Annotated in this window: 14 protein-coding genes and 3 pseudogenes; 10 read left to right on the forward strand and 7 right to left on the reverse strand. The window is 48.6% G+C overall.

The window, feature by feature from the left end:
* Position 1: 1 nt before the first annotated feature.
* The 3 genes from C2E15_RS18135 (at position 2) to C2E15_RS21530 (ending at position 2,896) form a co-directional block, all read left to right on the forward strand.
* Positions 2–1,024, forward strand: a complete 1,023-nt coding sequence (locus C2E15_RS18135; RefSeq protein WP_104958611.1) for a phage integrase — start codon at positions 2–4, stop codon at positions 1,022–1,024.
* Between the two features lie 197 nt (positions 1,025–1,221).
* A complete protein-coding gene (locus C2E15_RS18140; protein WP_104958612.1) occupies positions 1,222–2,280 on the forward strand; it encodes a DUF262 domain-containing protein in 1,059 nt (352 codons plus the stop codon).
* A 1-nt stretch (position 2,281) separates the two neighbouring features.
* Complete coding sequence (locus tag C2E15_RS21530) at positions 2,282–2,896, forward strand: hypothetical protein (RefSeq protein ID WP_146108566.1); 615 nt, start codon at positions 2,282–2,284, stop codon at positions 2,894–2,896.
* 626 nt (positions 2,897–3,522) lie between these two features.
* Here C2E15_RS21530 and C2E15_RS18145 read toward each other — a convergent pair.
* The 3 genes and pseudogenes from C2E15_RS18145 to C2E15_RS18155 all read right to left on the reverse strand — a co-directional run.
* A pseudogene (locus tag C2E15_RS18145) lies at positions 3,523–4,338 on the reverse strand (contractile injection system protein, VgrG/Pvc8 family); the annotation flags it as partial.
* Positions 4,338–4,796 (reverse strand): phage tail protein, encoded by a 459-nt coding sequence (locus C2E15_RS18150; protein ID WP_281257550.1) that lies wholly within the window; start codon positions 4,794–4,796, stop codon positions 4,338–4,340. The pseudogene C2E15_RS18145 and the gene C2E15_RS18150, both read right to left, overlap by 1 nt.
* Positions 4,789–5,138, reverse strand: a pseudogene (locus C2E15_RS18155) (phage tail protein); the annotation flags it as partial. The pseudogene C2E15_RS18155 and the gene C2E15_RS18150, both read right to left, overlap by 8 nt.
* Before the next feature lie 32 nt (positions 5,139–5,170).
* On the opposite strand from C2E15_RS18155, the pseudogene C2E15_RS22135 reads away from it, so the two are divergent.
* The 4 genes and pseudogenes from C2E15_RS22135 to C2E15_RS18180 all read left to right on the forward strand — a co-directional run.
* Positions 5,171–5,311 (forward strand): annotated as a pseudogene (locus C2E15_RS22135) (phage portal protein); the annotation flags it as partial.
* 527 nt (positions 5,312–5,838) lie between these two features.
* Positions 5,839–6,303: a hypothetical protein gene (locus tag C2E15_RS22140; protein ID WP_245912311.1), complete on the forward strand. Its 465-nt coding sequence runs from the start codon at positions 5,839–5,841 to the stop codon at positions 6,301–6,303.
* A 5-nt stretch (positions 6,304–6,308) separates the two neighbouring features.
* A complete protein-coding gene (locus C2E15_RS22145) occupies positions 6,309–6,548 on the forward strand; it encodes a hypothetical protein (RefSeq protein WP_245912312.1) in 240 nt (79 codons plus the stop codon).
* A 1,192-nt stretch (positions 6,549–7,740) separates the two neighbouring features.
* Positions 7,741–8,106: a hypothetical protein gene (locus tag C2E15_RS18180; protein WP_104958614.1), complete on the forward strand. Its 366-nt coding sequence runs from the start codon at positions 7,741–7,743 to the stop codon at positions 8,104–8,106.
* Positions 8,107–8,236: 130 nt separating this feature from the next.
* Here the strand turns inward: C2E15_RS18180 and C2E15_RS18185 are convergent, their stop codons facing one another.
* Entirely contained in the window at positions 8,237–9,130 is an 894-nt protein-coding gene (locus tag C2E15_RS18185; protein ID WP_104958615.1) for a LysR family transcriptional regulator, read from the reverse strand.
* 118 nt (positions 9,131–9,248) lie between these two features.
* Between C2E15_RS18185 and C2E15_RS18190 the strand changes: the two genes are divergently transcribed.
* Both C2E15_RS18190 and C2E15_RS18195 read left to right on the forward strand, forming a co-directional pair.
* Positions 9,249–9,431, forward strand: coding sequence for a 4-oxalocrotonate tautomerase (locus C2E15_RS18190; protein ID WP_104958616.1), 183 nt, complete (start codon positions 9,249–9,251; stop codon positions 9,429–9,431).
* 143 nt (positions 9,432–9,574) lie between these two features.
* Positions 9,575–10,528, forward strand: coding sequence for a DMT family transporter (locus tag C2E15_RS18195; RefSeq protein ID WP_104958617.1), 954 nt, complete (start codon positions 9,575–9,577; stop codon positions 10,526–10,528).
* A gap of 116 nt (positions 10,529–10,644) precedes the next feature.
* Here C2E15_RS18195 and C2E15_RS18200 read toward each other — a convergent pair whose 3' ends face one another.
* From C2E15_RS18200 to C2E15_RS18210, 3 genes are all read right to left on the reverse strand, one after another.
* Positions 10,645–11,088 carry an Exc2 family lipoprotein gene (locus C2E15_RS18200; RefSeq protein ID WP_104958618.1) on the reverse strand — a complete coding sequence of 148 codons (444 nt, stop codon included), beginning with the start codon at positions 11,086–11,088 and terminating at the stop codon, positions 10,645–10,647.
* A gap of 331 nt (positions 11,089–11,419) precedes the next feature.
* Positions 11,420–11,746 carry a hypothetical protein gene (locus C2E15_RS18205; RefSeq protein ID WP_104958619.1) on the reverse strand — a complete coding sequence of 109 codons (327 nt, stop codon included), beginning with the start codon at positions 11,744–11,746 and terminating at the stop codon, positions 11,420–11,422.
* A gap of 576 nt (positions 11,747–12,322) precedes the next feature.
* A complete protein-coding gene (locus C2E15_RS18210; RefSeq protein ID WP_104958620.1) occupies positions 12,323–13,210 on the reverse strand; it encodes a LysR family transcriptional regulator in 888 nt (295 codons plus the stop codon).
* Between the two features lie 96 nt (positions 13,211–13,306).
* Between C2E15_RS18210 and C2E15_RS18215 the strand changes: the two genes are divergently transcribed.
* A complete protein-coding gene (locus tag C2E15_RS18215; RefSeq protein WP_104958621.1) occupies positions 13,307–14,251 on the forward strand; it encodes a 2-hydroxyacid dehydrogenase in 945 nt (314 codons plus the stop codon).
* Positions 14,252–14,273: the final 22 nt, after the last annotated feature.

Here is a 14,273-nt window from a genome sequence, read left to right on the forward strand (position 1 = left end):
CATGGCGATCAGCAAGTTACCCAATGGAAAGTGGCAAGCGCAGGTTTTTCCGAACGGCCGCGACGGCAAAAGGATACGCCGTCAGTTTGCTACGAAGGGCGAAGCACAATCCTTTGAGAAGTTCGTAAAAGAGCAGGCTCAGGATAAGCCCTGGCTGGGAGAGAAAACTGATAAGCGCCGGGTAATTGAGCTGGTTGAATTGTGGTTCAACACGCATGGCATCACTCTGGCGGATGGAGAGAAGCGGCGAACCACAATGGCGTTCGCCTGCGAAGCGATGGGAAACCCACTCGCAACCGAGTTTAACGCGACAATTTTTGCCTCTTATCGCGAGCTGCGGTTAAGCAGAAAGATCACCCGTTCCAGTCGAGTAAAGGCGGTAACGCCGCGCACGGTAAATTTAGAACTGGCCTATTTCAGGGCAATGTTTAATGAGCTGCGCCGATTGGATGAATGGACTATGCCCAATCCGTTAGAGAATGTGCGCGAGTTTAAAATCAGTGAGTCAGAGATGGCGTATCTCACCATTGATGAAATTAGAACCCTCCTCGCAGAATGTGAAAATAGCCGATCCAAGGACCTAATAACCATTGTAAAAATCTGTCTGGCAACTGGCGCACGATGGAGCGAGGCCGAAGGCTTAAAGGGAAATCAAATCCGCGCCGGTCAGATCATCTACGTGAAAACTAAAGGTAAGAAAAACCGAGCGGTGCCGATAACTGAAAAATTACAGGCTGAACTGCCATCCAGCAGGAAAGCGCAGTTGCTCTTTAAACCATGCTATTCAGCCTTTAGAAAGGCCATGCAACGCGCTGGTATTGAAACACCTGCAGGGCAACTAACGCATGTTTTACGCCATACATTTGCTTCTCATTTCATGATGAATGGCGGTAACATTCTAGTGCTACAAAGAATATTGGGGCGTACCGATATTAAGGTAACGATGCGTTATGCGCACTTTGGGCCGGATCATTTTTCAGAAGCAAAGTTGTTCAACCCGCTGAGTCAAATAGCGATATGTTGAAAGTGGAATACTCAACTTTGAGGAAGCCAAGCCGTTCAACAGCTCGCTGGGCAATGCAATAGTTCGGAACCTAACTATCTGATTATTTATAATTATTCATTCAAGAAAACATGTTATAGTTATGTAAATGAATGCATCATTCATAAGTCTAGCATCTTAAATCATGCAAAATCTTATTAAATATAAATGAGAATATTATGAAAAATTTTGATACTCGCGCTTACAACATTTCAGATTTTTTGGAGTGGAGCCAGACAGGCCTACTGGAACTCTCGCCAAAGTTTCAAAGAAGATCGGTTTGGACGGAGAAAGCTAAGTCTTATCTAGTCGATACTATATTAAGAGGAAAGCCAATACCTAAAATTCTTATAACTCAAACGTTGAATGTTGGGAGAAATGTTAGAACAGTTGTTGATGGCCAACAAAGACTTAGAGCCATACTGAGCTATATTAATGGAGACTTCAAAGTTTCTCGAGCTCACAACAGAGAGTTTTCTTCGTTCTACTTTGATGATTTACCTGATGAAATAAAATCAGAATTTTTAAAGTATGAAATCGGCGTAGATATGCTTTTCGACTTATCGTTCGAAGATATCTTAGATATATTTGCAAGGCTTAATACTTATTCTGTTAAATTAAACCCACAAGAACTACTTAATGCTCAATACTTGGGTTATTTTAAACAAGCTGCGTATAGTTTAGGGTTTAGATATGTTGCTTATTTTATCGAAGGAGGGGTTCTTTCCGAGAAAGAGGTAACAAGGATGTCAGAAGCTGAACTTTCCTCTGACCTACTAGGCTCATTGATTGATGGCATTCAGCCCAAAAAGCACATCCCTACTCTTTATAAAAAGTATGACGATGATGAAGATAACTGTAATGATGCAGCAGCGAAATTCGATAATGTAATGACGATAATAGGAGAGATATATCCGTCTGAAGAACTGAAGCAAACCAATTTCCACAGAATCCATTTTTTCTATACATTATTTACATCAATTGCACATTGTCTTTATGGTTTGGAAAATTTTAATGATGCGCCTAGAACTAACATTGATAATAATAATATCGGCCAAATAAGAAATTCACTAGATGAAATTAGTGCAAGATATGATGAGGTTACGGCTAGAGATGCTCTAGCTCCAAATGATGAATATCGAGATTTCATTGATGCCTCACGCAGAGCGACCACAGACCTCTCATCTCGAAAATTGAGGACTGAATTTATCTGTAAAAAAATTCGGGATGCTATGTAAAATGCCTGTAATCGATGATCTCAATGAATTTAAAGCCTCAATAGCTCAAGCGGCTTCACTGCGAACAAAAGCTAATCAGGCTGCTTCAAACATGACGGGCGATGAAAGGAGCCTATTATATGAAGCGATTTTTTTACGTATATATAGAGCTTACGAAAACCTGCTTGAAAATATCTTTATAAAATACCTGTCAGGTGAAAACACGCATAGTGGAACACAAATTACAACATATTTGAGGCCAAAAGATAAGCTTCATGCTCGCGCAATGATCACATCTTCTCAACCTTATTTAGATTGGACAGCGCCAAGCACTGTAATTAAACGCGCGGAAACTTATATTGATGGGGAAAACCCAATAAAAATTGCTATATCATCTTCTATGACACATTTAATTTCCGCTAAAAAAATCCGAAATCATATAGCGCACAATTCATCTGAAAGTATGGTGGATTTTAATAAAGTTGTAATTGAGTTCCTACACACTATGCCCAGAACGCAGCCTTCCTCTGGAGAATTCTTGTCCAAGATACCCGCTAAAGGGCCAAGTAGGAATAAAGAAATATTAACTTTTTACATGGAACATTTGGAAAGCACTGCTATAGCATTAGTTGGTTAAAAAATGGGGTTGTTATTTTAACTTAAAAAAAACAACCCCACATTCCATGATATGTTGATAGCCGATTCAATTTTATTTTCAACACTACTGTATAAAATTTCATATTTTTAAATAAAAATAAATTTATTTTTTTATAATTACAATTAAGTGGTAGCAGAGCGCAACGCTATATGCCACTTTTCGTCACTATTCGTCCTAAAGAAAACATAAAAATCAGTAAGTTACTGATTTTAATCACTTCAAAATGGGACTCATAATCGCTTGGTCGTTGGTTCAAACCCAACAGGGGCCACCAAATAAAACAAGGAATTAGATGAGAAATCGTCTGACTCCTTTTTCTTTGGGTGCGATTTGGGTCAGGTAATGGGTGATATAAGTGAATGGCTGGGTGAGACATACTCGTATCCGGGCAATGATTACGGATATTGAACCCCTTTCATTACTTTAGCTCTTTGGTGCAAGTTTGAATGACGGGTTTGGACATGCCGGAAAGATGACTACCGCACGAAGCTTTCTTTTCAGATGCCCTTACCCTGATCAAGAGTACCAGAGCCACCAAAAGGCATAAGCTCTAGTTTTAAAAAATCTCACAGCATTGCCACTAGAGCAATTATAACGGTAGCCCCACCTTCGCGCGCTTCCGGTACTTTCGCCTCCTTCTTTTTTGCCTTCGCTTTGGGGTGTTGCAGGGCGCGCAGGTGTGGTTCTTTTGCCTTGCGCTTCACTTTCTTCGGCCTTGGCTCTCTGGTTTGCAGCCACTGCGCCGTTACGCCGGTATAAGCGCTCCGGCCAGCGATAGAACTGATGCCGGCCGCCGTCACTGCGTATAATCGTGACCTGTGGAATGGGTTTCCCACTGGCGGTGACTGCCTTACCGGCCTGGAGGAAAGCAGTATCCCCGACTTAACCGAACCTCGCCGCCGTTCCGGTCAGCCAGCCGCGTCAAAAATTTGGCATCGGATTCCTGCGACTAGTCGATATGCGGGATAGCAATCCGGGCGAGTTCGGGCAACAGCGACCTCCAGCTTGTTACGCTTTGCAACACAGCCTCAACAATCATACCGAGGGTCTTGTCATGCCAGGACTCTTCCCGCCTGGAATTGAGCGAGCCCCGAAAATCCGCATTGCGGGCGCGAATGTCACCGTATCAGGTGCGCCCCGGAGTTCGACCTCATCCACGGTAAACCAGCCTTTCTCAATAAGCGTCGCCCCTTACCACCCGAGCCAAAGCGTCAGTACTGCGCCGCGCACCGGCAGCACGACGCGCCCGTCGGCATCGTTGAGTTCAAGGTCGGGCCGGTCAGCCTCAAAGCCCGATTGTCGGTCATGGTCAGGCTTATCAGGCGATCGCTGATGTTGCCGGTAATATCCTTGCTCTCGGTTTTCAGTATGCAGGCCGGGGTGAGCGTGTTCCCCGGCGATCTGTAAAGGGCATCAGTCATCAGAACCCCAGCGACGATGTGACTCTGGTTGCGGCGCCTTTGCCCTTGCCGGCCAGTTGACCGGCCTGTTTATTCAGGTCGCCGTAAATGGCCGTGAGCGACTCATCAACACGGGTCAGTGCCAGATTAAAGGTAATTTTGCGGGGCGAGCCGTCTGTGAAAAACTCCGCGCCGGTCTCGCTGATGCTGTTGATAACGTACATTGCGTAAATCATGTCGTTACCCGACAGGAGCGGCCACGCGCATCCCTCCCCGGCCATCAGCCTGACCGCCGTCAGGGTCAGTTTGCCGCCGGTGATCTCCGGGTAAAGCTCACCGCTGAGGGTGATTTTCTCCTCCCCGGCGCCGGGAAACTGAAAGGCGCCACGCTTACCGATGCGGCTGTTTGATGGCCAGTGATATTCCGCGTCCCGCTGCATGCTCTGAAACGGCAGCGTCTGACGCCTGATCCTCTTCAAACGTTGGCTTGTAGCTTTCGGCCATATTGCTGACTGCAACCAGCGTACGGGTATCGTCATAAAGACCCATTTCACGCAGCCAGGAGCCCCCGTTTCCGGCGGGATAATCAGTTCGGCCATGATGTAATTCTTGTGTTTGTTGCCCTGGCTGATCCTGTTTAATTTTCCGCGCCAGACCTCATTCATCAGTTTCGTCTGGCTGGCAGAGGGTTCGGGAAGTTTGCCGCCGCCGTCGCCGACTGCCATCGCGATGATATTGCCTTTTCTACCGCCCGGCGTGAGCGCGGCGGCAAATTTTGCCGTGCCTGCGGTGGTGACCATCGTTCTGTATTTCGTTGCCATGTTCTTCTCGCTTAACCCGGATAAACCGTCGTGCCTGGCTCAACGAGAGCGCCACGCTGTTTCGCCGCAAGTATGACCAGAACGGCGCACATGCCGGTTACATCATGTACGTTACCGACGCGGCGCAAAGCAGTACCGATGTTAAGGCGCTGCGCAAGGCAATGCACGATTCGGACCCTCCGGATCGCAGTGCCTTCCTCGCCCCGCCTGCCCGCTTCGCGTGTCGGTTTTAATGCAGTTGCATTGAGTCATCAGATCCTTGTCAACACTGGCACCGCCCAGCATCACGAAAATTACGTGACGCATGCAAAACAATGCAGTGAATGCATGCAGACAGCTAAAGGGGGATTGTCTCGTATTATTAAAGCGCGTTTATTAATGCTTCTCACGCGTTATAGCACGATACATTTTACCCACGACATACACAGCCAGAATGCCGAATAATATTGATGAAATCGAAAAAAACACAATTGACGAGAGGAAGGGACTGAACAAACCACCCAGGCTCGTAAAATCGCTAAGCCTGGCAAGAATGTCATTTGGAACCTTCCTTAATATAACTTCAGGAATTATTAGAAATGAAATGATTGCCGCCACAACATAAATGAGAATTTTTCGACTTTTTTTCATCTTCAACCTTGCCCCTGCGAGCGACCATGATCAATCATTAGCCAGCAATGTTACAACAAGGCATATGGAAATGGCACAAAACTATCTTAAGTGGAAATCAGAAACAGACAGAAATATGGCTATAGCCGTAACCAGGGCTTTAAGAGAGATCCATGAAGGCCAAATGGAAACTATCGAAAAGGTGAAACTTGGTAGTCAACAGCTTATTCATTACGGTTCATGCTTCGTGACTAACGAATACTACAGAAGTACCTGCCATGAACAATGGAGCGAAGATAAGCGCTTGTATTTGTCCTTGTTAGAAATATATAAAAGGAATGATGTCGTGCTTGATATGGTCGAACTTTACTTTCGTAAAGCTTTCAGGCGCCTTGGAGAAAATAAAAGTAATGCGCTTGTTTCTTACTTAAAGGAGAAAATTGGGGAAAAAGCTTATGATGCAGTTGACCGCTCAAGCAAGCTCGCAATTTCGTTGACTATTGCCAAATTAATCGTAAGCAGTGGTGATTTCAGGATTCATTTATTCGCAAAGTGAATCAAATGTCCACATGGTTTGTGCAACTTACGACATTTTATTCCAAAGCAGAGATAGCAGCACAGGCAGCAAGGAAGCTTAAATTTCAGGATTCGGAATATTATCAAATACTTTATCGTGAAAAGATAGAAATGCTGTATTTCCTTATCGAATCTCAGATGTCGAAAGTAATGTACGAGTTTCAATCCGGCGGAAATAATGAAGAGGTTATCGGTGACGCCTTGTACTGGATGTTAAAAAAATGAAAAAGTTTTTCTTATTTTTATGGGGCACTCACTCTCACTTAGTTCCCATCGTCCTTATACTGGCAGGCGCTTTTTTGTTTATTAGTTTCATCCCTGACTATTCTGGGATGCTTACTTTTATATGGTTTTTAATCGTCTCTTATTTATATCTAAAATATAATCGATGGTATTGATAGCCCTCATTAGGGCTATCAACTTGAATTTATTTTTTTTGTGAGTATTAAAACCATGATTAATCAGGAGCCTCCTCTGCTGTTAAAAATCCCAAGTATCTTGATTCAGCTGAGTTGACGGCAATCATAAACTGCATGCCCTCGATCAGCGAAACCGGCCTTTCTGCCCGGCACATGTATAATCCGGACCGATATGTCCCTTTGCATATCCGGGAAAAGCCATACGTTACGGTAAGCGCATGGTAGATCCCCGCAATGTCAAAGGTCTGTTCAGATATGAAATAGAGATGTACAAGCTGTACCGTAAAAAAGCCACCACCGACTATAAAAAATATACTCTGGAAGTTGTGGTAAGAGGATCTTACTGGACAATTACCCACTTTTTCTATTTTTAGGCAGCCGACAGGAGCGCAACAAGGTTTGATATTAAAAACGAAGAATTCATCTTTGCTATTTCTCCTTTTGAAAAAGTTATCGATAACGGGATCGATTCCGGGCATCACCGCTGGGACTGGGTTAAATGCTTTGTTGAATTTTCTGTTCCTGGCCTGAAGGCACAATTCCAGACTGAGTTTACCGTAGGCGAACTACAGATATTGCATGAGCGGTTCCCTGCTTACCATGATGCGCTGATTGCCCAACGTGAAATCATGCCTTTTGAATTCCGCAGCGAATGCCGCCAGCTGAATATGGTTATCAGAAAAGTTACGGGCAGCGACAGTGTTGTTATTGAATATGAAATTTGACCAGAAGCACATGCTGATAGTGTCCAGGTCAAAGGTGATTTCAGCCTTGATGAAAGCTTTTTCTCTGACATTCCTCATCGGCTGGATGAGATGATTACATGGCACAATTAGGCATGCCGGCATTTAAACGTGCCATCCAGGCATCCCCGTCGTAATGGATTTTTATGCGGGCGCATGTGGTGAGCTTCGTAGCCCATCTTCGCTTTATCGGTTTTCTTCCATCGCCCTTAGGATTAATCTTAAGCTTCTTTTACCCACACTAAGGATGTGATGATGAAAATCGTTCTGGGGCTTGCTGCGCTTGTGGCTTCTTATACGGCTAATGCCGCTTTTGTTAATCCGATGGACTTTAACGGCTCAGAAGGCCAAAAGCAGGAAGTGATCGAATATATCAAAGAAAAAGTAAAATCTGAGTACTGCGACGGCGCCGTTGATATGTGCCAGCCGACCACGCTGCGCATGATGGAAAAGCAAAACCTTGCGGCATTTAAGCAGCTTACCCGCGCTAAAAACCGCGAAGTGATGGACCGGGTAATCAGCGATTATTGCGATAGCGCGGTGGATATGTGCAACTACGTAACCATCGATATGATGTACAAACAAAACCTCAAGGCCAGCGGCGAAGCGTTAAGCTGGTAATCCTTTCCGCAGCCGCTCTTTCACTCCCCTCTTCCAAAAACCGCTTTCGCGGCATGCATATCAAAGAGACGGCTGCCCTCCTTCCGTACGGCGGAAGATCGCACTGCGCCCCCTTTCAGTCCAAAGGCAATCACGCTTCGGCGCCAAAGCGCGCCATCAGAAAATCAATCACACTGCGCAGCTTTGCCGAAGGGCGGTGATCCTGCAGATAGGTCAGGTACATCGGCGTTGGCTTATAAGACCAGCCCGGCAACACCTGAATCAGGCGGCCCTGAGCGATATCCTCCCTCAAAACCGATTCCGGCTGCAGGACAATGCCGCAATGATTCAAGGCGGCGATCCGGAGCGCCTCGCCCTGATTCGACATAAAACGCCCATGTATCGTCGCTTTAAACAGCTCCCCTTCCGGCCCCATTAATTCCCAGCGATTCGGCGTCAGCCAATAGGCTATTTCCAGGCAGCTGTAATCGCCCAGCTGGCTGGGATGTTCCGGCAGGCCATGATGGGCGATATAGCCAGGAGAGGCCGCTAATATTCTGCGGTACGGGCGCAAAGGCCGGGCAACGACGCCGGGTTCATTCATCTCGCCAATTTGAATCCCCAGCTCGTAGTTTCCCTGGCTTAAGTTTTGGATACGATTCTCCAGGGTTAACATGACATTTACCGCGGGATTCAGCGCCATATAATCGCTTAGCGCCGGCACTAAGCGATGGCCGCCAAAACTGACCGGCGCAATCATGCGTACGATGCCCTGAGGGGATGCCTGTAATTCGGATGCGCTGCTTTCAGCCAATGCGAACGCCGATAACACCCGCTGGCAGCGCTCATAGTAAAGCTGGCCAACTTCCGTCAGCTGCTGTCGACGCGTTGTGCGATGCAGCAACCGGGATCCCAGCCGCTGCTCAATCGAGCGAATCTGTTTAGCCACCATGGTGGCCGATACCCCGCTGACGTCAGCCGCCGCGGTAAAGCTGCCGCATTCAACCACCCTGACAAACATCTCCATCCCTGACAGCTTATCCATGATTACGAACCTAATGGTTTGGAATTATTCAACTTATTACATATTTATCATTATGACAGCTTAAGTAAATATACGTTTGTCGGCTCCGGATGGGGGCCTTTAAAAACAGAGGGTTAACATGCCTGTTTTACGTTTAGAAATGGTGCCGGGCCGTACGCCTGAACAAAAACGTGATTTTGTCCGTGAAGTGACCCGCGTTGCGGTGGAGACATTGCAATGCAAGCCTGAGAGCGTCGATGTGTTGATTATTGAGCTGCCCAAAGCGCACTGGGCAAAAGCGGGAAAGCTGATGGCGGATTAGTCTCCAGCGCGCTCACCCTCTGCAGCCATGGTATTTATCTCTGGCTGCAGAGGCGCCATCAGGTATTGCTGAATGACATCTACCTGTTCACACCGATATGGCGGTGTGAATATTGCGCCTGTTATTTGACCGGAATCCCTATTATGAAAGCATCCTATTCAAAGGGCGTTATGTGCTGCCTGATCGCAACCCTCTCCTGGGGAGCGACATTTCCGCTGATGACCAGCGCGCTAACGCATGTCGATCCCTATACTTTTACCACGCTACGCTATGGCTTCGCTGGCATCGCTCTGGCTGTTACGCTTCTGATGCGCGAAGGAAAACAAAGCTTCCGCTTGTGCGGCGAACGCGCAGGCCTGGCCTGGCTATTAGGCTCGGCGGCCTTTGTCGGCTTCGGCTTTTTCGTCTTTTTAGGCCAGCAAATGGCGGGAAAGGATGGCGCGCTGACCGCCTCAATTATGATGGCGACAATGCCCATGCTCGGTATCCTGGTTAACTGGCTGATACACCGGATTGCCCCACCCGCCTTTTCTGTTGCGTTAATTCTTATCTCCTTTTTGGGCGTGATTACCGTCGTCACGAAAGGGCATTACGGTAGCCTGTTTGAGTCGCCGGCCAGCTATAAAGCAAACGCGTTGATTATTTTCGGCGCGCTGTGTTGGGTAATTTATACCGTCGGTGCCGCCTGCTTTCCTGAATGGTCGCCGCTACGGTATACCACCCTCACAACCTGCCTGGGCATGACCAGCGTTCTCGTTCTGAACGCTATTATTTATCTGGCGGGTCTCGTGGCCGTTCCGTCGGTTAATGATCTGCTGTTTATCGTTCCACATGTCCTCTACACAGCCATAATAGCCAGCTTCATCGGGATCCTGTGCTGGAACACAGGTAATAAAATCCTTATGCCAGTAAACGGCGTCTTATTTATGGATGTGGTACCCGTCACTGCTTTCACTCTCTCAGCGCTGACAGGATTAATGCCGGGCCCGGCTGAAATCGCCGGCGCGTGTATCACGGGAGCGGCCCTGGTCGTCAACAATCTCTGTCTTCGCTATCGTCTATCCAGGATCACCGCCATACCGGTATGTGGCAGATAGCGCCAGGCCTGTCGGGCTGCCGCTAACGCAATAAAAGGGTTTTCCCCCTGATGGTCGCCGCCGGGCGCGGGCGCGCGTTACCCCCTGGAACGCTGCGGCGCCAGGCGGCGTTTCAATCAGGACTTGCCGTTATAGCCGTCCCAGTAGGTCGCAGTGGCGCCTTCCAGCAAGATCTTGCTTTGTGCCTCAGGTTGTTCCGCATCGTACGACTGCGAAATAAAAGTGCTTTTCTGAGAAGCAGCCGCAAACGGCCCTTCTTCCGCCGCGCTGCTGGCGCGATTCTGGTTAAAGCTGGCCACGCGCTGCTGCGCCTGCGCCTGCGCCAGCGTCAGGCCCTCCGCGCGATCTTTTTTCCCCAGCTGGTAAAACGGGTTGAGAAATGCTGTCATCCGTCGCGCATTGTCGGTGGTCAGCGGCCGGGTATTGGGATCGAAATGCATTCTGGCTATTTTATAAGCCATATGGTGAGCATTTATCTCCACGCTGGTCTGCGGCCCGGCGCAGGCGGAAAGCAGTAATGGCAGGGTCAGAACAATAGATGAAACATATTTGCAAGGCATCTGTTTTATATCCTTATAAAAGTGTGCCGCAGACTATACGCCCTGACGTGATTCTCAGTAAACCTTGCGGAGAGTTGTCAGGCTGATTAGCACATAGCGTTTTTCGCTTCCTGCATAGTTTAACGCTGTAGCAGCCGGCCGGCAGGATTGCGTTATTTCGGCCGGATATTGCCCTTAAGTTATCCAATAGCGATTTAATCAGAAAGCGAGATTACGTAAATGTGATTTGTGAGAGGAAAGAATAATAGCGATTTATTTATCGCAGAACCGTTAAGTTCCGGCTCTGCGATAACACGCTTTTCTGGCAGAAAATAGCTATGACCGGGCGTTATTAAGAGGGTACGTTGACCTGCCCGGTCTTCAGGGCTTCATCCGCATAGCTGTGTATAGTAGCGATAGCAACGGCCAGCCGCTTTGCCTTTGCTGGCGCCTGGCTAATCATTTTTATTTTTCGCGCCTGTTCGGCAATGGTTTTTCTTAATTTTTCATTTTCCAGCAGCAGCCTGGTGTCATCGTGCCTCTGTAACTGCTCGCAATACAGCATCAAAGAGGAGAAATCATTAGCGTTAAGCGTTACCGTCTCCGGCGTTCTTTTTTCAACCCAGCTAAGCAATGATCTGATGCGCTCTGGCGACCAATCTGAAACAAATCTGTTCATAAATAATCCTGGTATTATGCTGTGAAATTAAAATCGAACAATAATAACTAACCTGCCTATTTATTAGAGAGCGGCATTATCCGCTATGACCGGCTGTTGATAAAATGATCGAAATCAATAATAAAAGGGCACTTTTGTCTTTAATTCCTTGATTAACATTGACATGGTGAGAAACGCGTTTTCCCCTGAGAAGAGCAGCCTGTAGGGGTGGTCAACTTCCAGGCGAAATATTGCTTTTTCGATTTCTTTTTTACCGCCAACGTTAAAAAACGCCCGTCGTCATGTTTATTAATGTAAAGTTTCGTTTGCTTATAAAAAGCAGCGAAAAATTAATCGCGCAATGTAATAAGAAATAATCATCAGGCTACAATATTGATAATTATTGTTGCTTATTTTATTTAATCATTGCTATCAGCGATAAAAACACCGTACGCATATTGAGGTTGTTGATGACCCGTTCCGGTAAACGTTTTGAGAAGCGCCCAGGAAACGCCTGAGCAACGCGCGCGCCAGCGTTGTCCTGCAAGGTTAAGCCATCAGGCTGGCTGGTATGCCTGACCAGGCTGGCAGGGTGCCTTAGGGTTCGGCATATAACTCCCGTATCGCACGCAAAAAGCTGTCTAAAACGGGATTAGGATTATCTTTGGCGTAAACCAGGAAATTAAGCGCCTGGATATTCACCTCTTCAATATTCATAAAGGTCATGTTAGCAAAGCCCAGCGTTTTTGATGAAGCCGGGACGATAGCGCAGCCAAGGCCGGCATTGACCATGCCCAGAATAGTATGGGTTTGCGCCAGCTGATATTTGTAGTCCGGCGTAATATTGTGAAAGAGAAACAGATCGGTAATGCGCTCATAAAAATAGCGCGCTTCCTCTTTAGCGTATAAAAAGAACGGCTCCTGGTTGAACGCCGACAACGGGATTTTACGCTTCCGCGCCAGCGGATGGTCGCTGGGAAAAGCAGCGATCAGGCTTTCAGCATTTAACGGCAGCCAGGCGAGCCGCGGATCGGGAGGAACCTGGCGCACAAAGCCAATATCCAGCTGATTATTCTCAATGGCGGCAATTTGCTTATTCGTCACCAGCTCCTGTAGGTCAAAAGTGACGCCCGGCAGCCGGCGCGCCATCTCTTTAAGCAGGCCGGGAATAAAGGCCCAGGAAAAAACGGCGGTAAATCCCATCGACAGGCTTCCCGTCTCGCCTGCGGCGCGCTGCTGCAGAGATAGCGCCAGCCGATCGCTGAGCTTAAGAATAAGCCGCGCCTCTTTTACCAGCTGCGCGCCCATCGCCGTCAGCTCGACGCGACGGTTGCTGCGCGCGAAAAGGATAACGCCGAGGTTTTTTTCCAGCAGCTGGATCTGGCGGCTAAGCGGCGGTTGGGTCATGTTCAGGCGCGCCGCTGCGCGACTGAAGTTCAGCTCTTCCGCGACCGCCAGAAAACATTTCAACTGGTGCAGTTCCATTATTCCATTCTTATATCAATGCATACCGGTCTTATATTAGACAGGTATCATTGCCCCGTCCATGCTGAAGCCTTCTGCTCACAACCGGACTCCGCCATGAAAGTTTCCTCCCCCGTTCATCTCCTGTTAACCCAGCCGCTGCCGCAGGCTATCGAACAACGGCTGCAGGCCGACTACCAGCTTCATCGCCTCTGGCAGGCGGCTGACGCCGGTGCCCTGCTAAATGCGGTCGGCCCGCTGATTCAGGGTGTGGTCACCGGCGGCGCGAAAGGGCTGGATAACGCCACAATGGATCGCCTGCCCGCGCTAAAGATTATCGCCATTAGCGGCATCGGTACCGATGCGGTGGATCTCGCTCATGCCGCGCGTCGCAATATCGCCGTCACCACTACCCCGGGCGTGCTAACTGACGATGTCGCGGATATGGCGTTCGGCTTGCTTATCGCCACCCTGCGCCGCATGAGCGAAGCGGAAAGCGTTGTGCGCTCCGGAAGCTGGCCACAGGCGCAGCTGCCGCTGGCGCGTAAGGTGACGGGCATCCGACTGGGCATTATCGGTATGGGCCAGGTAGGTGCGGCAATTGCCCGGCGCGCCGGGGATTTTCAGATGGAAGTGCTTTATCACAGCCGCTCGCCGCGTCCGGCGCTGCCGTGGCGCTATATTGATGACCTGCACACCCTGGCGCGCGAAGCAGACGTGCTGGTACTGGCCGCCTCGGCGGATGGCGGCGAGACCATCGTCACCGCCTCGGTGCTTGAGGCGCTGGGCGCGGAAGGCTTTTTTATCAACGTGGCGCGCGGAAAGCTGGTTGATGAGGAAGCGCTGCTCGCTGCGCTGACGCATAAACGCATCGCCGGCGCCGGGCTGGATGTTTTTGCTAATGAGCCACACGTGCCGGCCGCTTTTTTTGCCTTGCCGCAGGTCACTCTGCAACCGCACCGCGCCAGCGCCACGCAGCAAACCCGGCTGGAGATGGGCGAGATCGTGCTGCGCAATCTGGCCGCCTGTTTTAACGGGGAGACGCCGCCGAACAAAGTCTGACTTCCTTTGATCCCTATAAAAA

Origin of the sequence: Mixta gaviniae, assembly GCF_002953195.1 — a bacterium.
Classification (GTDB): Bacteria; Pseudomonadota; Gammaproteobacteria; order Enterobacterales; family Enterobacteriaceae; genus Mixta; species Mixta gaviniae.

Coding starts and splice junctions, on each gene's coding strand:
- C2E15_RS21530 (WP_146108566.1), top strand. CDS start 2,282: ATGCCTGTAATCGATGATCTCAATGAATTTAAAGCCTCAATAGCTCAA.
- C2E15_RS18135 (WP_104958611.1), top strand. CDS start 2: ATGGCGATCAGCAAGTTACCCAATGGAAAGTGGCAAGCGCAGGTTTTT.
- C2E15_RS18195 (WP_104958617.1), top strand. CDS start 9,575: ATGAAAGCATCCTATTCAAAGGGCGTTATGTGCTGCCTGATCGCAACC.
- C2E15_RS18205 (WP_104958619.1), bottom strand. CDS start 11,746: ATGAACAGATTTGTTTCAGATTGGTCGCCAGAGCGCATCAGATCATTG.
- C2E15_RS22145 (WP_245912312.1), top strand. CDS start 6,309: ATGTCCACATGGTTTGTGCAACTTACGACATTTTATTCCAAAGCAGAG.
- C2E15_RS22140 (WP_245912311.1), top strand. CDS start 5,839: ATGGCACAAAACTATCTTAAGTGGAAATCAGAAACAGACAGAAATATG.
- C2E15_RS18140 (WP_104958612.1), top strand. CDS start 1,222: ATGAAAAATTTTGATACTCGCGCTTACAACATTTCAGATTTTTTGGAG.
- C2E15_RS18180 (WP_104958614.1), top strand. CDS start 7,741: ATGAAAATCGTTCTGGGGCTTGCTGCGCTTGTGGCTTCTTATACGGCT.
- C2E15_RS18185 (WP_104958615.1), bottom strand. CDS start 9,130: ATGGATAAGCTGTCAGGGATGGAGATGTTTGTCAGGGTGGTTGAATGC.
- C2E15_RS18190 (WP_104958616.1), top strand. CDS start 9,249: ATGCCTGTTTTACGTTTAGAAATGGTGCCGGGCCGTACGCCTGAACAA.
- C2E15_RS18215 (WP_104958621.1), top strand. CDS start 13,307: ATGAAAGTTTCCTCCCCCGTTCATCTCCTGTTAACCCAGCCGCTGCCG.
- C2E15_RS18200 (WP_104958618.1), bottom strand. CDS start 11,088: ATGCCTTGCAAATATGTTTCATCTATTGTTCTGACCCTGCCATTACTG.
- C2E15_RS18210 (WP_104958620.1), bottom strand. CDS start 13,210: ATGGAACTGCACCAGTTGAAATGTTTTCTGGCGGTCGCGGAAGAGCTG.